Raw genomic sequence first — 21,094 nt, forward strand, 5'->3', positions numbered from 1 at the left:
CTTATAATTGTACATGAAAAGTGGCCCGTTGATTACCGTAATGACTGGCCCGCTATCATCCGTTTTCGCTGGCCCAGTATCACCGTTATAGACAACAGAAAGGCGGAACCTGTGGTTCCGCCTATTGTGACGTACAGTTTAACTAGGTCTGGAGAGTTGCTAACGCCAATTTTGGATGCAATGGTTTTATGGGCAAGGGTAGAAAGTAGTCAGTTCTAGAGTTGTTTTGTTGTTATTACAACAAGTCCTGTCTTCCTGGCACTTTCATTATAGTTTTCTACTGCTTTATTACCCTTGTATACTTTTATGTCTGCCTGCTGCGGATATATGGTCTCCGAAAGTTTGAAACCTTTCTTTGTTGTTTTATAAATGGCTACTTTTCCATCAACTAGGATCACTGGTTTTTTCAGATAGGGGATAAGTATGTAATTATATATTTTCATTACATCGCCTTCTTTTTCTTCCGTACTCGTATAAGTTATAGTTCCGTTTTCGGAGCTACCAAAAGCGAATTTAAATCCTTTTGGCGATGTTATTTTTTTCTCTTCTCTATCAACAGGCCCATACCCTGTTTTTTTATAGAAATAATAGCTTCCCGGAGCTAAGCCCACTGTATCGGTAAACAAGTTGAAGTGTGCTACTAATTCATTTCCCCAGCTGGTCTTATCGGAATCTATAATCCGATAATTTCCAGGTTTTTTGTCGACAGATACATCAAATGCAATTTTTACGATTCTTTCTTTTAAATCCGTTTTGCCATAAGGTGTTTTAGGGAATGTTGATTTGGCTTGAAATTTCCCTAAATGTTCAAGCATTTTGTCTGTAGGGCTATTTTTGACGTAAGTTCTTACATTAATAAGTGGCCGTACTCCATCTGTTTTAGTCCCTGCTGACATTTCAGTAACGATTTCTGCAAGGGGGGGAGAAGTAGATTTACGTATATATCCTATTATAGTAATATCACTTAGCTTTTGATAGCCCATATATTTTGCGAAGTCAATGGTGTCTTTTGCATAATCAAAAGGCATATATGCATCTTTATCTCCAATGTTCAGAGAAAACTTAATAGGAAGTAGATATTTGCCCGATACACCAGTGCCAAATGGTTGAGCGTTTTCCATTACCCTCATCAGTTCATCCGCTATAATGCTGTTCATTGCCTTAATAATAACCGGGTTTTTAAGAAAACCATTCCCGTCGAGATTAAAAGAGATATATGTATTCCCTACAATTTTACTTTCCTGAACTACAACAGGAAACTTCGTTGACCTTTTAAAATAATCTACTACTTTTCCCAATTCAGCGTCATTTGAATCCTCAATTACGTTCGTTTCAGGCTTCTTGGTCGACATTTTCTGATCGGGAGCAGCCAATAGCTTTTTGGCAGGAGCCAGACGATTAGCAGCAGGATCCTCTGTAACAGCATCATCTGTAATGGCATGAACTAAGGTCGGCATATTTTCTACTATTTTGCCTGCAATCATTTCTGCAGTTGCCGACTTTTCAATCGAGGCCGATGAAAAAATAACCATAAGGGCAAATAGGGGTACAGAGAGTCCATACTTCAGCATGGCGGTCTTTCTGGATTTATTTTTATTTAACATGATAATCCTTCGTTTTAATAGTGAGTCGTTATAGAAACTGTTTGTTAATTTTTGTGGTTGTGTACCAAAGGCGTTGGATACCAACAGCATTGCGTATTCCGTTTTGTCATTTAAGGTTGACGCTGCGGTTTCGTCAGCAATAAATTCATGTATGTTCTTAATCGCTTTTTTATAAGCGTAGGAGATTGGATTCAACCAATTAAAAACTGCAAATAGCTCAAAAAAGATTACGTCTAATGAGTGCCATTGCTTAACGTGCACCATCTCGTGGTCAATTATTGTTTCTTTCCCTTTCAGCTGTTCATCAACAACCACCTTATTAAAAAAAGAAAAAGCCTGATTCTGCATGTCGCCTTTTAAGGCACGGTTTACCAGATATAATTTTCTTAAAAAATTAAGAAAAAGCACAATGGTGATGCTCAGGTAAATGATCCAAAATACTTGATGCGTAGTTAATGCTGGGGTTGTATCTTTTATGTTTTCAATGGAAGAGCTGGAATAAATCGAGTTGTTTATCAGAACCGGATTTTCAATTACAACATTGTTTAAATTATCGCTCAGTGTTTGTGTAGCTTGATAAATCTTCTCCGTTATAAAAAGATCTTTAATCCACTCCATCCTCAATAATGGAATACCCAGTGATAATAGTACTGAATCTACCAAATAAAACCTGTTCATTTTAAAGAACGTCTCATTGCGGAGAATCAAATGGTATATTCCGTAGAACAAGACCAGGTAAAGGTTTACCTGAATGAGATAAGTTAAGGCGTTCATATTTGGTGGGTTAAGAGTTATATATTTGGTTAGTCTTTTTGGGGAGTTGATGGATATGTAGTAATTACGATTAATCCCTTTCTCGCACTCTCGTTATAGTTAGCCACAGCTTTGTCACCTCTATAAACCTTTGTATCGAAATGTTTAGGATATATCGTTTCGTCTAGTCTAAATCCCTTATCTGTTATCTTATATTTTGCAATTTTTCCATCAACCAGAATTATAGGATTTTTAATATAATCTACTTTAATATAATTAACTATTTTTCCAGCCTCTTCTTTCGTTTCGTCAGCTGTAGAAATGGTTATGCTGGAAGTTATAGTACTACCGAATAAGAATTTTAATGCGGGCTGTCCTGGTTTTGGAATAAAAATGGTACCAGTAGCTCTTACTGGGTCATTTAAATCAAAGAAGGCGATACCCTGGAAAAAGTTATAACTACCTTCAGCCAGACTTACTGTGTCTTTAAATGTTCTAAGATAAGATAATAAATTTTTTTCCCAATCCGAATCAATTGACCGAATGATTTGAATGTTGCTGATTTTTTTGCCTTTTGATACATCAAAACTATAATAAACTGTCCCTTCTTTTAAATCTAGGGAACTACCTTTAAAGAATAGGCTTATATACTTAACGAGGTTTTTGGGGCGTGTGCCATCAATCGAATCCAGCATTTTTGTAATGTTAGTTTGATGGCCGACTTTAACAATTGGGGATTCAATTTTAATTGAGTCTTTAATTGGCTCATTTGTAAGCCTAATTTTAGGTACGTTAACTTTAAGATCCATTTGCTCCGTTTCTATTAGGGGTTCTAGCTCTGTGTTGGATTGACTTTCTAATGCGGGCGCGGTAGTTTCTTCAATAGCATTAATTACCCTTTTTCCGGCAGCAGTTGCAGATGAAAAAATGATCATTACAGCAAATAGCGGTACAGTAAGGCCATACTTCAGAATGGCCACCTTTTTTGATTTGTTTTTGTTTAACATGATGAGTCTGCGTTTTAGTAAAGATTTATTATAAAAATTATTAGTTAAGTGTTCAGGTTGTGTGTTGAACGAGTTTGAAACTAACAGCATCGCGTACGCCGCTTTGTCTTTAAGTGATGAGGCCGCTGTTTCATCAGCTATAAATTCATGAATGTTACTTATAGATTTTTTGTAGGCATAACTGATTGGGTTAAACCAATTAATAGCGGTTAGAATTTCAAAGAAAAGCACATCAGCAGAATGCCATTGCCTTACGTGGACGAGCTCATGCTCCAGAATGGTGTCTTTTCCTTCCATCTTTTCATCAATTGCTATTTTGTTGAAGAAAGAGAATGCTTTTCCATTGCTTCCAGATTTTAACAACAGGTTTACTGCATACAGCTTTCTTAAGAAGTTAAGTAAAAGCAACAGTGTTACCGTGCTGTAGATAATTGCAACCCAGGTTGCTAATCCAAATTCAAGCTGGTTGGCAGTAGTTGTTATTTCATAAGTACCTGTAGTAACTAGTGTACTGCTATTTACAATGGTGTTAAAGGTTTGTGTTAAATGATGAACTTGGTCGGTTACAAAAAAAGCCTGAACCCAAGCTGAATTAAATAAAGGAATTGCTAGAGATAACATGGCTGATCCAACCAAATAAAAGCGGTTCATTTTAAAAAAAGTCTCCTTACGGAGCAATGCGATGTATAGCCCATAAAAAAGTATCAAGTATAAGTTTACCTGGATCATATAAGCGATTCCGTTCATTTTTGGGTCTTTTTAAGGTTTTCAATCAATTTTAATATTTCATCAGCCTCTTTAAGGTCTACCTTTTCTTGTTTTATAAAAAACGAAAACATCTTCTCAACAGAATTGCCGAAATAGGAGTTGAGCAATTTTCCGGCAGCGAATTCTTTATACGTCTCAATACCTACAATAGGAAAGTACTGATGGGTAGTTCCAAAAGCTTCGTGATCAATAAAACCTTTGCCCTCCAAAATCCTGATGATGGTGGATACCGTAGTAGTGGCGGGCTTAGGTTCAGGAAGATGCGCCAGCACATCTTTAACAAATCCTTTTTTTATTTCCCACAGCACTTGCATAATCTGTTCCTCTGCCTTTGTTAGTTCTTTCATTGTTGTCTTTTGGTTTACTGTAGGGCTAAGATAAAACTAATATTTTAGTTCCGCAACTAACTTGTTAGTTTAATGTTAATATATTTTTTTACCATCCATTGCCAGTTAGAAAAGCAAAGAAAGTAACGGTTAGGGATTCAGTTACCACTGAAAGCACACATCCTGCTAGTGAAAACTTATAAAAAACTAATAAACAACTGATAAATAACTTAATTAAAATATCCTTTAGTTATCCTTTCGTTATGGTTCAGTTATCCTAGGAATATTGCAAGGATATCTCAATGATATTTCAACGATATTGCAAGGATATTCCAACCACGTTTTTTATTACTTGTTTATTAGTTTTTTATAAGTCGTTTCTAGGAATTTGGTAATAGGATGACTGGATTGTGAGTATAGGCTGATTGAACCAATTATTTAGTAGGAGTAAAACTGTGGCCTATGTTTTGCAACCTTATGTTTAGCGCACAGTTAAGGGAGTTTAGTCCTAATTGTTTAACTATTTTATCTATTTGTTTAACAAATTAGGATGATGGGATAAAAAAAAGACAATTTAAGCGCATTAATTATTTTGTTTTAATGATAAAAAACTATATTCGAATTACTTATAAAAAATTAACATGGAAAAATTCACAAAACTAAAAGAACTGGTAGCATCAATCGAAGCAGATGCAACTAAATTTTACAATTCAGGAAACGGTGCAGCGGGTACCAGAGTAAGAAAAGGTATGCAAGATTTAAAAAATCTAGCTCAAGAAATTCGTACAGAAGTTACAGAGACAAAAAATAGTAAATAAGTACTTTTACTTTTAATAAAGCGGGATTATTCGAAAGGGTAATCCCGCTTTGTTATTGCTGATTTTTAACCGCTTCGCGGATAATTTCTACAATACCCTCGTTTTTTACAATGTACATGCCTATTCTCTCTTTTGAAATTCCGTTAACGAGTTTATAAGTGAACACAGGGCGTTCCTCTCTAAAGAACGTATCCATGTATTTAAAGCTTACATTTTGGTATTTGGTTAATTCTTCTGCCAGTTCAACAATGTGTGTGGAGATAAAGAATGCAGAATTCCTTATGCTGGTGAGTTCTGAAATAATTAGTAATGAGGCATCAAAAGCGTCTTTAACATTAGTTCCCCTAAACAATTCATCGAAAATGACAAAAATCTTTTTGTCTTCAATGAGCTTTGTTGCCGTTTCTTTTACCCTTTTAACTTCACTATAATAATGGCTAAGTCCGTTTGTAAGGTTATCTGGCAAATTTATAGTGGTAATCATTCCGTTGAAGACAGTGGTTGTCATTTGATTTGCAAAAATAGGGAAGCCAATATGAGCAAGGTAAACAGACAGGCCTACCGCTTTTAGAAAGGACGACTTGCCTGCCATATTTGATCCGGTGAGAAAGGTCATGTTGTTGTGCTGATCAATTTCTATATCGTTTACTACCGCATTTTTAATTTCTGGATGGTAAACGCCTTTAATGGAAACAGATAATGTTTCGCTTGCAGAATAGGTGGGTAAGCACATACCCTTTGTTTCCATAATATATGCCAGGGCCTCATAAACATCAAGCTCATAGACTAACCTTAACAAAACTCTTAAATCTTTTTGGAGTTTTTTTCTGACCAGCCCATCAATCTTATTGATGTGATAAAACCTGAGTTTAGAGAATGGTATGGTGGTCGTTTTTCTAACGAGGGGTAATTCCAGTATTTTTTCTATATTTTCTGCATGCAATTTTATTCCTTTTGGGGCATCGCTCTCTTTTATGGTTTGGATGTATTGGCGTAGCGTTTCGGTTAGTTTGATGATGTATTTTATGCCGGTTGTAATGGTATAATAACTTACCCCCAAATGGATTTTGTTCTTAATGAAATCTAGAGAGGAGTCGATGATGTTGTTTCTTAAAAAGTTTTTATCGTATTTTAGGTAATGCTCAATAAGGTCAAGTTGGTCAGAGCTGATGGCTAAACTTAGTTTTTGGTCTTTAATATATTGAATTGTTGCAATCCGGTTTTCAAGGAAATTTATATCGGCCGATGGGGAGTTCATCATTTCATGGAGCATCTCCCTGCCACCTAACGTTTTGGTTAATCTAAATAATTTAATAATGGGCATAGCATCTGCAGTGGAAGTGAAAATATTGAGATCCCTTAGAGATTGCTGGTCGATGCTAAATTTCATGCTTTTGCTAGGGGTTTTGTAGTCGAGATCTGTTATTGCTGCGGGAATATACTTATTAAATTTTGTTAGCTTTGATAATCTAATTTTTAATAAAAAACCACCGTATAAAGTTCATGAAAAAGATTTTTGTCTTATTTATAACATTGTTGTGCACAACATCTGCATTTTCTCAGGGAATGCTAAACCTTTTTGCCAAGGCCGATGATTTTTTTGTCCTGATGGGGTCTGAAAAATACGAAGAAGCGTATGCTTTTTTTGATCCGTCTTTCCAGACACAGGCACCTATAGATAAGTTTCAGGGAATGTGGGGTACAATTACAGGAAAACTGGGCAAACTGCAATCTATAAACGTATTGAGCAGTAAGGCGGTTGAGGGGGATGTATATGTACTGGTAGTAGAAGGGAAATTTGCCAATGATATTCAGAACTTTATTCTGGCTTTTAATAAAGCTGAAAAAATTATTGGCATGAGGGTACAGCCAAGATCTGCTTCGGCAACATACATTAATCCTGCTTATGCAGATACAACCTTATATAGTGAAAAGGAGATCTACGTAAAAGCTGATAAGCATAGTTTGGTGGGAATATTGACTACACCCAAAAAGGCGGTAAACTATCCGCTTGTAGTATTGGTACATGGTTCTGGTCCGAGTGATATGGATGGTACAGTTGGAACAAACAGACCGCTAAGAGATCTGGCAACCGGACTTGCTTCCAAAGGGATTGCCAGCATCAGGTATGTTAAACGTACCATTATTTATCAGAAGGAATTTGTTGGTGCATTTACGGTTAAAGAAGAAGTTTTAGATGACGCGATGGCCGCCGTTGCGCTCGCCAGAACAGTGCCTGGTGCAGATAAAAAAAGGCTTTTTGTATTGGGCCATAGTTTGGGTGGTATGCTTGCACCACGTATAGCCAGTATGGCGCCTGATTTGAGTGGGATTATATTGCTTGCAGCACCAGCAAGAAAATTGACAGACATTATAATAGAACAAAATAATTACATGTTTGCTCTTGCAAAAGACACGACTGCAGAAGGAAAGAAGATGATGGAAGAGGCGACTGTAGAATTTGCGAAATCAAGAATATTAAGTTTAGGTACAACCATTAAAGCAGATTCAATTTTGCTTGGTTTACCGGCATCATACTGGATAGATCTTAATAAGTACAATCAGGTAGAGACCGCTAAAAAATTAACGAAGCAACGCATCTTTGTTGCACAGGGCGGTATGGATTTCCAAGTGTCTATGGCCGATTTCAACCTGTGGAGTACTGCATTAGGTAAAAGGAAAAACGTAGCATTAAAATCTTATCCGGATTTAAATCATTTGTTGAGTTCTCAGACTGAAAAGGGCACGATGGAACAATATCAGAAACCTGCGAATGTTTCGGCTTTGCTGATCGATGATCTGGCAACATGGATTAAAATGAAATAGTGGCAAAGTTGTTGCTAGTAATTAGAACAAATCCACATAAAAACAAGATCAATTATGATTAAAAGAATACATGTACTTGAAGATGACGAAGATATAAGATACATTATTGGGGTGTTGCTTAAAGATGAAGGTTATGAATTACAACTTTCGTCAACGTTTGCTGAACTAAAAAGCAAACTTAAGGACTCTGTCCCTGATCTATTTATATTAGACGTGATGCTTCCTGACGGGGACGGAGCAAGTATTTGTAAAGATTTAAAAGGAGATGTTTTTACCAAACATATTCCAATTATTGTAATGTCTGCCAACGATCAGAATAAGCAAATTAGTTTAGATGCTGGTGCAAATGATTACATCAGTAAACCTTTTGATATTGATTATATAGTAAAACGTATAAATGCACAATTGTCTAAATAGCAGACTTTAATGTGTAATAAAAAGTCCTGATTGCATGATCAGGACTTTTTTATTGGCCAGAAGTGAAGTTGTACATTAAGTTTTTATTTGGTAAATTACTGAAAGGCGATTAACTTTTATCCATATAGGAGTCAGGTAAACTAAATTCAATGCTTTGGAAGATTCAATAATAGGTTCTGTACCCCATACTTTAGGATTCATTATTAATGAGCTATCGAAGAATGGCTTTTTGCTGGCATTTGAGAAAGACCTTTCAGATCTGAAAGGATTGGTTGAGGCAGATACTATTGATCCGGATGATTTCGAACTTTTGGAAAGTGTGGATGATCCAATTATACAGTTGATTCTTGTATCTGCAGAACGTGTGATCAGGTGTATGAAAACCTATTACCTGATCAACAACCTTGATGAGCTGGAGGTAATGGAAAATGATGATTTCAATCAGCTGGCTTCTGATAATTACTATGTTTATATCATCAACTGGGAAAACAATTCTTATGAAGATTTGGTGGAAAACCTAAATACGGTTTATTTTTGCATTGCACAGCTGCTGTACCATGTAACTTGCCAGCTGGATTTAAAAGTAATAGATGTTCCAGTTGAGATTTATGACGAGTTTCTGGAGCGTTACTCCGATTTTTGTATGGAAGAAGTGCCATCAGATGATAAAAACATTTCTCTGTTATACGATCTGATCCACTATTTAAATCAGGATTTACTAGATATTGACAAACTTTCAAGGAACGTTTGATGTTTGTATAATTAGGTACTTGTTTTTATCAATCAGTTATAATTTTTTTTAGTGTTGGTAACGGAAACTATGTCAGTTTTGCCTAAGTTTGGGAATTAAATAATATTGTTATAAAATGTCAGATCAGAAAAAAGAAATATTTGAAGGCGTAGCACAACGCCTTAAGATTGAAGGTTTTAATGTTGTAAACCGTGATGAAACTCGTCCGTGGGGTGGTTTTTTTGTTATAGATGAAGACCAGGCCCAACAATTTGCCAATGTGTATTTTGAAGGTTTAAATGTAGAAGAATTAAGGATATCAGGTAAACTGAGCCCTAAGATTTTAATAGTTGCTCCTAATACCAGGCTTTCGTGGCAGTATCATCATCGCCGTGCCGAAATATGGCAAGTGGTAAATGGTACAGTAGGTGTTATTACTAGTGATACGGATGTAGAAGGTGAATTGAAAAAGCTTGCTCCTGGTCAATCTATCAAATTAAAGCAAGGTGAAAGGCACCGTTTAGTGGGTCTGGACGACTGGGGTATTGTCTCCGAAATTTGGCAACATACTGATCCTGATAATCCATCTGATGAGAGTGATATCGTAAGGGTTCAGGATGATTTTGGAAGATAAACACATCTAATCACTTATATTCTTCGTTAATATCATATATGATCATTTTATTATTTTTTCTATTACATTGGTTTCTTTCTCTTTTCTCACAGACATTTTTTCTACATCGCTATGCATCGCATAAGATGTTTAAAATGAATGGCTTCTGGGAGAAGTTCTTTTATACCATTACATTTTTGTCACAAGGTTCATCATTTCTGAACCCGCGTGCTTATGCCATTTTGCACCGGATGCACCATGCGTTCAGTGATACAGAAAGGGATCCACACTCGCCTCATTTTGTGAAGGACGTTTGGGGAATGATGATTCAAACCAAGAACATTTATCTTAACTATTCCAAGTATAATCATGAACCTGAAGAACAGTTTAGAGACAACTATCCTTCATGGCCTATTATTGATAAAATTGGAGATTCATGGGTTACAAGACTCCTTTTTATCAGTTTTTACATCTGGTTCTATGTAACCTTTGCAACTGCCTGGTGGATGTTTCTTTTGTTACCTATCCACTTTTTAATGGGTCCTTTACATGGTGCTATTGTAAATTGGTGTGGTCATAAATACGGTTATTCCAACCATGATAATAATGACCATAGTAAAAACTCTTTGCCATTAGATTTTCTAATGATGGGAGAGCTGTTTCAAAATAACCACCACAAGAAGCCTAATAGTCCGAATTTTGCTTCTAAATGGTACGAGTTTGATCCTACCTACCCAATCATGAAAGTTATGCATTGGATGCACATCATCAGGATAAGAAAAACATAGTTATGAACATCATTACCTTTTTAAAGGTTGTATTTTCCGTTATCCTGGTATGGGTTACCTATCAGGTGGTTACAACGAGTATGGAAAGTAATCTTTTTAAAGACTGGGATTTTCTAGGTAGTATCCCCTGGATGCGCGCAACGCTTTGGGACTTTTACGCCAATCTGTTCGTAATTTACCTATGGGTAATTTATAAGGAAAGTAACATCGCTATTAAAATTCTTTGGCTAGTCTTGTTATTTTGCCTGGGAAGCATTGGTACCTGTGTGTACATGCTTATCCAATTGTTCAAACTTAAACCCGGTGAAGGCGTTAAGGAATTGATCAATAACAAGAATTAATGATGAGCCTCCTTGTTACCATATTGATATGTTTGGCTGCCTGTTGCTTAATAATGGCTGCAGTGTGGGTATGGGCAAAGCGGATAACCAACGCAGGTGTTGTTGATGTATTTTGGTCATTCAATTTTCCTGTCGTTGCTGTACTATTATATTTTCTTGCTGATGGATTCGAGCTGCGTAAACTGCTCATTTGCGGCATGGTGTTCATCGCAGGTTCAAGGCTCGGTATTCACCTCTGGAGAAGAGTTATAGGCCACCTCGATAAAGAGGAAGGCAGGTACGAGCAGCTTAGAAAGGAATGGGCTCCTAAAGAAGACTTTAAATTTTTCATGTTCTTCCAGTTTCAGGGGATTTCTAATGTATTACTTTCCGCACCTTTTTTCTTAATTGCTTTTAATAAGGAGCCACAAATTAATGTGTTGGAATATATTGCAATAGGGATATGGTTGGTTGCCGTTGTTGGAGAAGCAATATCAGACTGGCAACTTGACCAGTTTAAAAAGGACCCAAAGAATAAAGGAGAGGTTTGTGATATTGGCTTATGGAATTATTCAAGGCATCCCAATTACTTTTTCCAATCTTTAATGTGGATGGCTTATTTTCTATTTGCATTAACTGCACCACTTGGTTGGATTGCAGTGCTTAGTCCGGCTATAATCCTTTATTTGCTGTTCAAAGTTACCGGTATACCTGCTACAGAAGAACAATCATTGAGATCTAAAGGCGATAAATACCGTAAGTATCAGAAAACCACCAGTGTTTTTGTTCCTTGGTTTAAAAAGAGCTGAAAGTAAATCTTTATATTTAGGAAAAACGTATAGTTTATTATGCGTACATTATTTTTTGATCGCATACAAAATAATAACCTAGACTTACGATTTAAAACTTCCAGCTAAATGTGGTATGATTCTTTAATTGAACAAAACAAACTTCCTGATTTTATATTAAGACAAGGCATTAGAAAACTTTTAAAGCAGCGTTTAGCAGACGAAACTTTATCTGATGTTGAATTGCAGCAAAATGCTTTTAACGATTTACTGGATGAGCTCAAGAATTCTCCAATTGCCATCAATACCGCTGATGCAAATCAGCAGCATTACGAAGTTCCAACTATATTTTATCAGTATTGCTTAGGTAAACATCTAAAATATTCTAGTGGTTATTGGCGCGAAGGTGTTTCTGATATTGATGCCTCAGAAGCTGATATGCTGGAGCTTACCTGTAACCGCGCGGAGTTGCAAGACGGACAAGACGTTTTAGAGTTGGGCTGCGGATGGGGGTCGCTATCTCTTTTTATGTCGGCCAAATACCCCGGCAGTCGCTTTACGGTAGTTTCTAATTCTACCACGCAAAAAGCTTATATAGATAATGCAGCAAGAGAAAGAGGGATTAGTAACCTGACTGTGATCACTGCAGATATGAATACCTTTCAGATCCTTCAGCAGTTTGACCGTGTGGTATCGGTAGAAATGTTTGAACACATGCGCAATTACAAGTTATTGCTAAGCAAAGTGGCTTCCTTTTTAAAGGAAGATGGTAAGCTGTTCGTTCACATTTTTACACACAAAACCCTGGCCTACAAATTTGAGGTTAAGGATGAAACAGACTGGATGAGTAAATATTTTTTTACAGGAGGGATTATGCCTTCAAACCACTTGCTGTTTTATTTTAATGATGACCTCAGGGTTGATCAGATGTGGGTAGTAAATGGAATGCATTATTCCAAAACCTCAGAAGCCTGGTTAAGTAATATGGATGCGCATAAAAAAGAGATTATGCGTGTTTTTGAGCAAACTTACGGCAAAGATGATGCGGTTAAGTGGTGGGTTTACTGGCGTTTATTTTACCTTTCATGTGCAGAGCTATTTGGTTATGATGAAGGGAACGAGTGGATGGTTTGTCATTACCTGTTTAAAAAGAACCAACCATAATGGAGAAGGTAGCTGTTATAGGAACAGGTGTGGCAGGTATGGGTTGTGGCCATTTCCTGCATCAGAAATACGACCTTACATTTTATGAGGAACTGGACTACGTAGGTGGGCATACCAATACCGTTACGGTAGACGAAGATGGCCAGCCTGTTTATATCGATACTGGGTTTATGGTGTTTAATTACCAGACTTATCCTAACTTGACTAAGCTATTTGATGAGATAAAAGCCCCTGTAAAAAAAACAGATATGTCGTTCAGCGTCCAGTATCTTCCTGATAATTTGGAGTATAGCGGATCAAGTATGAACCATCTTTTTGCGCAGCGTCGCAATATCTTCAATCCTTCTTTTATTAAGATGCTGATGCAAATCAACCGTTTCAATAAGGAGAGTGTAGATATTTTAGACAAGCCTGAGTATGCAGATTATTCAATAGGCAGGTATATAAAGGATTTTGGCTATAGTCAGGATATGCTTTGGAAATACCTGATCCCGATGAGTTCGGCAGTATGGTCTACTCCAATGGAACAAATACTTGATTTTCCTGCGGTATCGCTAATCAGGTTTTTTAAAAATCACGGTTTCCTTGGTTTAGATAGCCAGCATCAATGGTTTACGTTAGATAAGGGTAGTCAGGCTTATAGAGAACTGCTGATAAAGCCCTTTAAGGACAGGATACAGATTAATAAAAAAGCAATTGAAGTAAGCAGGATGGCTGATGGCAAAGTTGCCGTTAAGCTAGCAGACGGTACAGAACATGTTTACGAAAAGGTAATAATGGCTTGCCATGCTGATCAATCCTATCAAATTGTGAACAGTAAGACTCCCAATGAAGAACGGTTGCTATCCAAGTTCAAATACCAGCCAAATAAAGCAGTTTTACATACTGACGAGGCGCTTATGCCTAAAAAGAAACTGGCCTGGAGCAGTTGGAATTACAGGGTAGAAAAGAAAGGAACTGAATTAGTGCCCAGCACTATTTATTGGATGAACCAACTTCAGCAAGTTTCTAAAAAGAAGAACTACTTTGTATCCATTAATCCTTCAGAACAATTAGATGCCAGTAAAATTATTAAAACTATAGATTACGAGCATCCTTTGTTTGATGTACCCGCCATGCAGGCACAGAATGAACTTCATCTGTTAAATCAGGGTGGGCCTATCTATTATTGCGGTAGCTATTTTAAATATGGCTTTCATGAAGATGCCTATGCAAGTGCGGTAGAATTATGTAAACTTTTGTAGTATAACATGAACTCCTCGCTCTACATCTGCAAAGTAATGCACAACAGATTGTCGCCAAAGAAACATAGTTTTTGGTACAACGTATACATGTTTTATCTTGACTTGGATGAGATAGAGCAGTTGTCTGGCAAGCTAAAATGGTTCAGCTTCAATAAATTCAATTTATTTAATTTCAGGAATAAAGACCATCTGCAGCTTCCAAAGGATAACCCTGATACGACAAAAAGTGTACGGGAGCAACTTACGGAATATTTAGTGGGCCATAATATTGTATTGGGTTTGGGAAGGGTAATGCTATTGACAAACCTTTCTGTTTTGGGCTATAATTTTAACCCCGTATCCTTCTATTTTTGCTTTGATGAGGCCGAACAGCCTTTGTGTGCCGTAGTAGAGATCAGCAATACTTTCCATGAAATGAAAATGTTTTTTATCGGCAAAGATGACTTGGATAAAGACGCTTTTAGACAACGTGCCGACAAGTACTTTTATGTATCTCCGTTTATAGATTTGGATACTTCTTTTGATTTTAACCTCCATATTCCTGCCGAAAAACTGGATATCAGGATAGATGATTATGATAAAGAAGGTAATAGGTTCTTTTTGAGTACACTAATAGGAGAAAGTAAAACGCTAAATGATTGGAATTTATTACGATATTTCTTCTTAATACCGCTTATACCATTGAGAGTGATGTGGTTGATACACTGGCAGGCTTTTTTGTTATGGCGTAAAAAATTCTCTTTTCACAAGAAAACTGCAAACCAGATACTTCAAAAGGACGTATATAAACCATATAAACCGCAAACTAAGTAATATGCAAGCGTTAACTATAGCCAAAAAGAGGTCTGGCTTTTATGAAAATACCGTGCTCCGCACCCTTAGTAAAATGACTAAAGGCTGCCTGGAGGTAACGCTTCCCGGTGGGGAGTTTATTCAGATTGGTGATGAGCACGCTAAACTAAAAGCAGAAATCCATATCAAGTACGATGAATTTTTTAAGGCTTTGGTGCTTTATGGTGATATAGGTTTTGGTGAGGCCTATGTGGATGGTTTGTGGTATACGAATGATATTACTAAATTAATAAAATGGGTGCTTTTGAATGTAGACAATGCGCCTTCTGTATCGGGTAGCAAAGGGAAAGCACTTTCATTAAATTTGTTTAAATGGTTAAATAGGATCTACCATAATGGCAGGTCCAACAGCATATCTGGGTCGCAGAAGAATATTTCTGAGCATTACGATTTGAGCAATGAGTTTTTTGCAACTTTCCTTGATTCTACGATGACTTACTCCAGCGGTTATTTTTTTAAGGAGGGGGTGTCTTTATTGGAATCACAGTATGCGAAATATCAACGTCTTTGTGATCAGCTTCATCTGCAAGAAACGGATCATGTATTGGAAATTGGTAGTGGGTGGGGCGCGAATGCGATCTACATGGCCAAGAATTATGGTTGTAAGGTTACCTCTGTAACCATATCAATAGAGCAGCAGAAAATGGCTGCTGAGCGTGTGGCAGCTGAAGGTTTAACTGACAAAGTACAGGTGATTATAATGGATTACCGCGATCTTACCGGTGAGTTTGATAAGATTGTATCTATTGAAATGCTGGAAGCTGTGGGGCACAATTATTATGAGGAATATTTTTCTAAAGTAAATAGCCTGCTTAAGCCTGATGGTATTTTTGCTTTCCAGGTGATAACTAGTCCGGATTCTCGTTATGACAGCCTTCGCAAAGGTGTAGATTGGATTCAGAAGCATATCTTTCCTGGATCGTTACTTCCATCTGTAGCAAAGATTAATCAATCCATCAATAAGACCAGTGAACTTACCATGGTAGATTTGAAAGATCTTGGATTAGATTATGCAAAAACTTTGCGGTTGTGGTATGAGCAGTTCAATCAGAATGTTGCTGAGATTAAGGAACTGGGTTATGATGATAGGTTTATTAGAAAATGGCGTTATTACTTTAATTATTGCGAAGCGGCATTTGAAATGAGGAATATCAATGTAATGCAAATGGTGTATGCCAGGCCTAATAACACTGCAAGATAATTGAAGATTGTTTACTAGGAAAAATTAAGTATTACTCTTCGAAGTCTGCATAATTGCGCTGAAAAAGCGCAATGACGCTAGGCCTTCTCTGAGCAATAGTAATTTTATCTTTAGCAAGGCAAATGGGGGAAGTTTGATATCACTTTAAACTGCAAAGCGAAGAAGGGAAGTTTTTAGTTACTTAACCTGCCAAGCGAGAAGCATCATATCACTCTTTTTTATCGTCGCCTAGGTTCAAAGTATAAGATGGCTCTGATGCTTCTGAAGCTTGTTCCAAACGTTCAATATCACCTGAACTATCATCTTCTTCGGATGCAACAGAAGTTTCCTCAAATCCATTAGAATGGATGTCTTTTTGGCTTTGTTGATCTTCGCTTTCTGATGTGTTAGAATCGTCTAACGGGATTTGGTTTTCTGGAGTAATCATAGTTTTATTTATTGATAGAACACGAGATTGAGATACTTGTTTTAAACTAACGTCTATTAAAAAAAAAAAAGGAAGCAATTTATTGCTTCCTTTTTCAGATTACTTATTTCGGAGCTGATCGGTAATAAAATATACCTTCTGTGAGAAGACCTAGCGTCTTTGCGCTTTTTCAGCGCAATTATGCAGACTTAGAACAGAACGGTCTATTTTTTACAATTAGCTAGACGTTTTTTTGCTACTCCAGCGTCTGCTTCCGCTATTAGGATTTCTTTTGGCACCACTAAGATTAGGTTGTCTTTCAGTCCTTTCTGGTCTTGCTCCATTTGGCTTAGTAGCACCCCCTCCGGCTGCCGGCCTTGCATTACGCTCAGATCTTCCTCCTCCTCCTCTGTTAGGTTTGGCTTTGCCTTGAGCCTTAGCTGCTGCAGCTCCGCTAAGTAAGCTTTGCCAGCTCATTGCATAAGGATGATCTTCAGTAACAGGTATTTTTAGGCCAATTAGCTTTTCAATATCATCAAGAAATTCTTTTTCTTCAGGATCGCAGAAAGAGAAGGCAGTTCCGCTTAATCCTGCACGACCAGTACGGCCAATTCTATGCACATAAGTTTCGGGAACATTAGGTAATTCGTAATTGATTACATGTGCCAGCTCATCAACATCAATACCGCGGGCAGCGATGTCTGTTGCTACCAGGATACGTGTTATTTTAGCTTTGAAATTAGACAATGCCCTTTGTCGCGCATTTTGTGATTTATTGCCGTGTATTGCTTCTGCTTTTATACCAACTTTAATAAGATCCTTAACAATACGGTCAGAACCATGTTTAGTTCGTGCAAAAACAAGTGCGGTTTCAATAGTCTTATCTTTTAAAAGGTGCAGTAATAGGTCTTTCTTGTCATTTTTCTCCACAAAAAAGATCTGCTGCTGTATTTTTTCAGCTGTTGAAGATACTGGTGTAACTTCAACTTTTACCGGGTTTCTTAAAATGGTATCAGCAAGTGACTGGATTTCTTTTGGCATAGTAGCCGAGAAAAACAAGGTTTGTCTGATAGTAGGAAGTTTCAAGATTACTTTCTTAACATCATGAATAAAACCCATATCCAGCATCCTGTCTGCCTCGTCAAGTACAAATATCTCCACATCCTTTAGGTTAATAAAACCTTGGTTCATCAAGTCTAAAAGGCGACCAGGAGTAGCTACCAGAATATCTACGCCCCTTTGTAATGCATCAGTTTGTGCTTTCTGTCCAACTCCGCCAAAGATCACTAAATGACGGATTGGCAGATTTTTACCATAAGCTTTGAAGCTTTCTTCAATTTGTATGGCCAGTTCCCGTGTTGGGGTTAATACCAGCGCCTTAATGGATTTATGTACCTTGGTGTTGGTATGGGGCTTGGATAGCAACTGCAGCATTGGAATTGCAAAGGCAGCAGTTTTACCGGTACCAGTTTGGGCACAGCCTAAAAGATCTTTCTTTTGTAATATGCTCGGGATAGATTGTTCTTGTATTGGGGTTGGTTGTGTGTAACCTTCTGTTTGCAGCGCTTTTAAAATAGGCTCAATCAGGTTTAATTCTTCGAATAACAATTGTACGTGTATTTAATGTATAATAAGAGCCTTAGTTTTCGCTCTGGGCACAAAGGTACGCAATACTTTCGGTTTTTGCTTTTCTGGTTTATTTATAGTTATGTGCTTATATGACAGGTAGTTTTGGTTCTTTAAACCGGCTAAAGAATAGTAATGCCAGCACACAAAGTACAAAGCCTACTACGCCATTTAAACGTAGGCCATAATCGTCTCCGGGATCTTTACCATAAACCGTTAACATAGCAAATATGGCAATACCCATTGTTTGTCCTAGTTTAACAAAAAGATACTTTACTGCAAAGAACATTCCCTCATGATTTTCCCCTGTCTCTAAAGTATCTTGTTGCGCTATATCAGCAAGTATTGCATTTGGCAAAATACCTAATGCCGCCAATGGAAAGGAGGCCATCATAACCAGGATCAGCATCTGCATTGCAGGTGGGAATGGAAGTTTGCCAAGAAAATAGATGGTTACAAATATCAAACACAGCACTACAAAGGCCCATAATACTAAGCTCTTTTTACCAAATTTTTTGGCGCCATAATTAATAAATGGGTAGAACAGTAGCGATAGCAGAACCATAACACCCATAAACTTGCCGCCGTCAGAATCCGGCAGTTTCAGTAGTACAGTAACAAAGAACAGTAATCCGCTGGAAATAATACTTAGTGCGATGTAGTATGCAAAATCTGAAATCAGGTAATACTTGAAGTTCTTATTTCGAAATGTATTTTTTATAGCCGGGAGCAGCGCAATATGGGTGGGTTTAGCTTCTGTGTAGTCTTTTTCTTTTATAAAGATTACCGGAAGGATCATTACCAGGCCAGCAAAAATACTCAAGATCCAAATGGTGTATTGCAGGGCCAGCGATCTATCTGCAACGCCAAAATAAGTCTGGATCAGGTCTGCATAATTGTTTACCAGCGCAGCCACAATCATACCCATTACAAATCCAACCTGCTGATAGGTTGAGAGCTTAACTTTTTGCTCTGGTGTATGCGTAAGCTCGGCCAACAAGGCATTGTAAGGGATGATATAAGTGGTTACAGAAATAAAGAAACCTGCCAGGACAAACGCTAGCCACCATCCGTTTATCAAACTTTCTCCTTTTACGATGGGGTAGAAGACTAAGGAACAAAAGATGACTGCCGGTAAGATGGCATATTTCATAATGGGAATTCTGCGCCCCTTAGGGTTTTTACTCCCATCGCTAACAGATGCAATATATGGGTCGTAAATGGCATCAAATAACCTGCCCGAAGCCGCTATAAGCGATAAGATATTAAAAGCGCCGAAAACCAGCAATTGCGGAACAAGTGGTGTTAATCCGGAATTGTTTGGCGGCAAATAAAAGTAGGGCAACATCACAATGATGATATTACTCATCATACTCCAGCCCATCATACCTGATGCATAGGCAATTTGTTTTCTTAATGGGAGCTGCTTTATTGGCATCGGTTAAATAGAGGTAGGTGCAACTAAGGTAATCAAATTGAATGCTTTGCTTTAGATTTATTAAAAAAACGATTGATAAAATATATAATAATAAAGACAACAAAAATAAGCAAGCCATTTATGGCCGCTTCGGGGTCATCACTATAAATACTTACCGCCACAAACAAGTAAGCTGCAATAAAAATAAGAGGCAGTAAAGGATATAATTTCATCGTAAAAATGGTCGTTTTATCCAGATGAGCAGTACGTTTCCTTAACATAAAAATAGTGGCAACAGAGGTGGCCATACCAATACAATCTAAAAAGATGGTATAATTCAAAATCTTATCAAATGTTTGCGCATAAAATAGCGTAAGAATGGCAATGATTGCAAATACAGTGAGGCTAACATACATCACATCTGTTTTCTTGCTTTTTTTAATGAATATAGCGGGGAGTGCTTTTTCCTCGCCCATGGCATACATAGCCCTTGGGTTGCTGAGTAGATTTACATTTACATAGCCCAATACAGAAAGATAGATCAATCCAGATAATAAAGTAAAACCTACTGGTCCGAATATTTTGCCCGCAAGTATTGCTGCGATGCTTTCTGATGATTTAAGCTGTTGAAAACCAATTACGTTTACATACGCATAATTGATAGCAAGATATAAGGTAATGATAATTGCCAGTCCGATAATGATGCCGCGTGGCAAGATCCTTTTCGCATTTTTAATCTCGCCCCCAAAATTAATGGTTTGCTGATATCCTCCATAAGTAAAGGAGATGGCAATGAGGCATACGCCTAATGCCTTTCCATAGTCGAACCAATTGGGAGCAAGTCCGGTTGCCGTTTTAAAAACCGGCGCAGCAGTTTCAGGTCCTGCTCCAACAAATATGGCGCCGACTAGCGTGATCACCATAACCATTTTAATAATGGAAAGTACATTCTGTGTTTTAGAGCTTACCCTCAATCCAAAGAGGTTTAGGAAGTAAAACAAAAGGATAGTTATTGCAGCAATAATGATCCGCCAGGTTTCCGTCTGCATTTCTAATGGTAAAATCACTTTGCTAAAATACTCGGCGCCAATAAGCGCCACCCCAGCTACCGACCCTGCGTTAGAAACTACAATGATACAGTTGATGGCGAAAGCAATTGAGGGGTGGTAAAATTCTGAGAAGATCTTGTAATAACCCCCCGTTACGGGAAACCTGGAACCAATCTCCGCATACGATAAAGCACCGCATAGGGCGATGAAACCGCCAACAATCCAAGCCAGGAAAAACAGCTCCGGAATCTGTGCAGCCTTGGCAACGTTAACGGGAGTTCTGAAAATTCCCATGCCTATAACCAGGCTAACAACTATCATGGACAAGTCGAAAAGAGAAAGCTGTTTTTTTGATTCCATGGATTGTTGATTGGCGA

At 37.6% G+C, this 21,094-nt stretch carries 21 protein-coding genes; 13 read left to right on the forward strand and 8 right to left on the reverse strand.

The features are described from left to right. Positions 1 to 219, forward strand: a 219-nt coding sequence (locus ACVWYN_RS16805) for a winged helix-turn-helix transcriptional regulator (protein WP_457290043.1), incomplete at its 5' end; no start/stop codon positions are given. Here the strand turns inward: ACVWYN_RS16805 and ACVWYN_RS16810 are convergent. Genes ACVWYN_RS16810 through ACVWYN_RS16820 form a run of 3 tightly spaced genes read right to left on the reverse strand, consistent with a single transcriptional unit; the run spans position 216 to position 4,479 of the window. Further along, positions 216 to 2,378 (reverse strand): M56 family metallopeptidase, encoded by a 2,163-nt coding sequence (locus ACVWYN_RS16810; RefSeq protein ID WP_457290044.1) that lies wholly within the window; start codon positions 2,376 to 2,378, stop codon positions 216 to 218. The two genes, ACVWYN_RS16805 and ACVWYN_RS16810, sit on opposite strands and share 4 nt — an antisense overlap. Positions 2,379 to 2,407: 29 nt before the next feature. Next, on the reverse strand, positions 2,408 to 4,111 hold the full coding sequence (locus ACVWYN_RS16815) for a M56 family metallopeptidase (RefSeq protein WP_457290045.1): 1,704 nt from the start codon (positions 4,109 to 4,111) through the stop codon (positions 2,408 to 2,410). Then, a complete protein-coding gene (locus tag ACVWYN_RS16820; protein ID WP_457290046.1) occupies positions 4,108 to 4,479 on the reverse strand; it encodes a BlaI/MecI/CopY family transcriptional regulator in 372 nt (123 codons plus the stop codon). The genes ACVWYN_RS16815 and ACVWYN_RS16820 overlap by 4 nt, the downstream gene beginning before the upstream one ends. Positions 4,480 to 5,099: 620 nt before the next feature. Here ACVWYN_RS16820 and ACVWYN_RS16825 point away from each other — a divergent pair. Continuing rightward, positions 5,100 to 5,276, forward strand: a complete 177-nt coding sequence (locus tag ACVWYN_RS16825) for a histone H1 (RefSeq protein WP_457290047.1) — start codon at positions 5,100 to 5,102, stop codon at positions 5,274 to 5,276. Positions 5,277 to 5,328: 52 nt separating this feature from the next. Here the strand turns inward: ACVWYN_RS16825 and ACVWYN_RS16830 are convergent, their stop codons facing one another. After that, entirely contained in the window at positions 5,329 to 6,666 is a 1,338-nt protein-coding gene (locus ACVWYN_RS16830; RefSeq protein ID WP_457290048.1) for a MutS-related protein, read from the reverse strand. 113 nt (positions 6,667 to 6,779) lie between these two features. On the opposite strand from ACVWYN_RS16830, the gene ACVWYN_RS16835 reads away from it, so the two are divergent. From ACVWYN_RS16835 to ACVWYN_RS16885, 11 genes are all read left to right on the forward strand, one after another. After that, a complete protein-coding gene (locus ACVWYN_RS16835; protein WP_457290049.1) occupies positions 6,780 to 8,102 on the forward strand; it encodes an alpha/beta hydrolase in 1,323 nt (440 codons plus the stop codon). Positions 8,103 to 8,156: 54 nt separating this feature from the next. Continuing rightward, entirely contained in the window at positions 8,157 to 8,519 is a 363-nt protein-coding gene (locus ACVWYN_RS16840; protein WP_457290050.1) for a response regulator transcription factor, read from the forward strand. A gap of 154 nt (positions 8,520 to 8,673) precedes the next feature. Continuing rightward, positions 8,674 to 9,270, forward strand: coding sequence for a hypothetical protein (locus tag ACVWYN_RS16845; RefSeq protein ID WP_457290051.1), 597 nt, complete (start codon positions 8,674 to 8,676; stop codon positions 9,268 to 9,270). Positions 9,271 to 9,385: 115 nt separating this feature from the next. Further along, the gene (locus ACVWYN_RS16850; RefSeq protein WP_457290052.1) at positions 9,386 to 9,883 is read left to right on the forward strand and encodes a phosphoheptose isomerase; all 498 of its coding nucleotides are present in this window, start codon (positions 9,386 to 9,388) and stop codon (positions 9,881 to 9,883) included. A 38-nt stretch (positions 9,884 to 9,921) separates the two neighbouring features. Then, on the forward strand, positions 9,922 to 10,650 hold the full coding sequence (locus tag ACVWYN_RS16855; protein ID WP_457290053.1) for an acyl-CoA desaturase: 729 nt from the start codon (positions 9,922 to 9,924) through the stop codon (positions 10,648 to 10,650). A 2-nt stretch (positions 10,651 to 10,652) separates the two neighbouring features. Further along, positions 10,653 to 10,991 (forward strand): DUF1475 family protein, encoded by a 339-nt coding sequence (locus tag ACVWYN_RS16860; RefSeq protein WP_457290054.1) that lies wholly within the window; start codon positions 10,653 to 10,655, stop codon positions 10,989 to 10,991. Beyond that, positions 10,991 to 11,779 (forward strand): DUF1295 domain-containing protein, encoded by a 789-nt coding sequence (locus ACVWYN_RS16865; RefSeq protein WP_457290055.1) that lies wholly within the window; start codon positions 10,991 to 10,993, stop codon positions 11,777 to 11,779. Before ACVWYN_RS16860 ends, ACVWYN_RS16865 begins: the two co-directional genes overlap by 1 nt. 108 nt (positions 11,780 to 11,887) lie before the next feature. Then, the gene (locus tag ACVWYN_RS16870) at positions 11,888 to 12,922 is read left to right on the forward strand and encodes an SAM-dependent methyltransferase (RefSeq protein WP_457290056.1); all 1,035 of its coding nucleotides are present in this window, start codon (positions 11,888 to 11,890) and stop codon (positions 12,920 to 12,922) included. Further along, a complete protein-coding gene (locus ACVWYN_RS16875) occupies positions 12,922 to 14,166 on the forward strand; it encodes an NAD(P)/FAD-dependent oxidoreductase (RefSeq protein WP_457290057.1) in 1,245 nt (414 codons plus the stop codon). Before ACVWYN_RS16870 ends, ACVWYN_RS16875 begins: the two co-directional genes overlap by 1 nt. A 6-nt stretch (positions 14,167 to 14,172) precedes the next feature. Continuing rightward, positions 14,173 to 14,979, forward strand: coding sequence for a DUF1365 domain-containing protein (locus ACVWYN_RS16880; RefSeq protein ID WP_457290058.1), 807 nt, complete (start codon positions 14,173 to 14,175; stop codon positions 14,977 to 14,979). Position 14,980: 1 nt separating this feature from the next. Then, positions 14,981 to 16,219 (forward strand): class I SAM-dependent methyltransferase, encoded by a 1,239-nt coding sequence (locus ACVWYN_RS16885; RefSeq protein ID WP_457290059.1) that lies wholly within the window; start codon positions 14,981 to 14,983, stop codon positions 16,217 to 16,219. A 208-nt stretch (positions 16,220 to 16,427) separates the two neighbouring features. Here ACVWYN_RS16885 and ACVWYN_RS16890 read toward each other — a convergent pair whose 3' ends face one another. From ACVWYN_RS16890 to ACVWYN_RS16905, 4 genes are all read right to left on the reverse strand, one after another. Continuing rightward, entirely contained in the window at positions 16,428 to 16,646 is a 219-nt protein-coding gene (locus ACVWYN_RS16890; RefSeq protein WP_457290060.1) for a hypothetical protein, read from the reverse strand. A 216-nt stretch (positions 16,647 to 16,862) separates the two neighbouring features. Then, entirely contained in the window at positions 16,863 to 18,233 is a 1,371-nt protein-coding gene (locus ACVWYN_RS16895; protein ID WP_457290061.1) for a DEAD/DEAH box helicase, read from the reverse strand. A gap of 106 nt (positions 18,234 to 18,339) precedes the next feature. After that, positions 18,340 to 19,689: an MFS transporter gene (locus ACVWYN_RS16900; RefSeq protein ID WP_457290062.1), complete on the reverse strand. Its 1,350-nt coding sequence runs from the start codon at positions 19,687 to 19,689 to the stop codon at positions 18,340 to 18,342. 32 nt (positions 19,690 to 19,721) lie between these two features. Further along, a complete protein-coding gene (locus ACVWYN_RS16905) occupies positions 19,722 to 21,077 on the reverse strand; it encodes an APC family permease (RefSeq protein WP_457290063.1) in 1,356 nt (451 codons plus the stop codon). Between the last annotated feature and the right edge of the window lie 17 nt (positions 21,078 to 21,094).

The sequence above is a fragment of the Pedobacter sp. UYP24 genome, assembly GCF_054057295.1.

Bases quoted from the DNA above. Each gene is read 5' to 3' on its own strand.
- ACVWYN_RS16835 (WP_457290049.1), top strand. From the start codon at position 6,780: ATGAAAAAGATTTTTGTCTTATTTATAACATTGTTGTGCACAACATCT.
- ACVWYN_RS16855 (WP_457290053.1), top strand. From the start codon at position 9,922: ATGATCATTTTATTATTTTTTCTATTACATTGGTTTCTTTCTCTTTTC.
- ACVWYN_RS16880 (WP_457290058.1), top strand. From the start codon at position 14,173: ATGAACTCCTCGCTCTACATCTGCAAAGTAATGCACAACAGATTGTCG.
- ACVWYN_RS16875 (WP_457290057.1), top strand. From the start codon at position 12,922: ATGGAGAAGGTAGCTGTTATAGGAACAGGTGTGGCAGGTATGGGTTGT.
- ACVWYN_RS16830 (WP_457290048.1), bottom strand. From the start codon at position 6,666: ATGAAATTTAGCATCGACCAGCAATCTCTAAGGGATCTCAATATTTTC.
- ACVWYN_RS16820 (WP_457290046.1), bottom strand. From the start codon at position 4,479: ATGAAAGAACTAACAAAGGCAGAGGAACAGATTATGCAAGTGCTGTGG.
- ACVWYN_RS16885 (WP_457290059.1), top strand. From the start codon at position 14,981: ATGCAAGCGTTAACTATAGCCAAAAAGAGGTCTGGCTTTTATGAAAAT.
- ACVWYN_RS16840 (WP_457290050.1), top strand. From the start codon at position 8,157: ATGATTAAAAGAATACATGTACTTGAAGATGACGAAGATATAAGATAC.
- ACVWYN_RS16825 (WP_457290047.1), top strand. From the start codon at position 5,100: ATGGAAAAATTCACAAAACTAAAAGAACTGGTAGCATCAATCGAAGCA.
- ACVWYN_RS16900 (WP_457290062.1), bottom strand. From the start codon at position 19,689: ATGCCAATAAAGCAGCTCCCATTAAGAAAACAAATTGCCTATGCATCA.
- ACVWYN_RS16815 (WP_457290045.1), bottom strand. From the start codon at position 4,111: ATGAACGGAATCGCTTATATGATCCAGGTAAACTTATACTTGATACTT.
- ACVWYN_RS16860 (WP_457290054.1), top strand. From the start codon at position 10,653: ATGAACATCATTACCTTTTTAAAGGTTGTATTTTCCGTTATCCTGGTA.
- ACVWYN_RS16870 (WP_457290056.1), top strand. From the start codon at position 11,888: ATGTGGTATGATTCTTTAATTGAACAAAACAAACTTCCTGATTTTATA.
- ACVWYN_RS16905 (WP_457290063.1), bottom strand. From the start codon at position 21,077: ATGGAATCAAAAAAACAGCTTTCTCTTTTCGACTTGTCCATGATAGTT.
- ACVWYN_RS16865 (WP_457290055.1), top strand. From the start codon at position 10,991: ATGATGAGCCTCCTTGTTACCATATTGATATGTTTGGCTGCCTGTTGC.
- ACVWYN_RS16850 (WP_457290052.1), top strand. From the start codon at position 9,386: ATGTCAGATCAGAAAAAAGAAATATTTGAAGGCGTAGCACAACGCCTT.
- ACVWYN_RS16890 (WP_457290060.1), bottom strand. From the start codon at position 16,646: ATGATTACTCCAGAAAACCAAATCCCGTTAGACGATTCTAACACATCA.
- ACVWYN_RS16810 (WP_457290044.1), bottom strand. From the start codon at position 2,378: ATGAACGCCTTAACTTATCTCATTCAGGTAAACCTTTACCTGGTCTTG.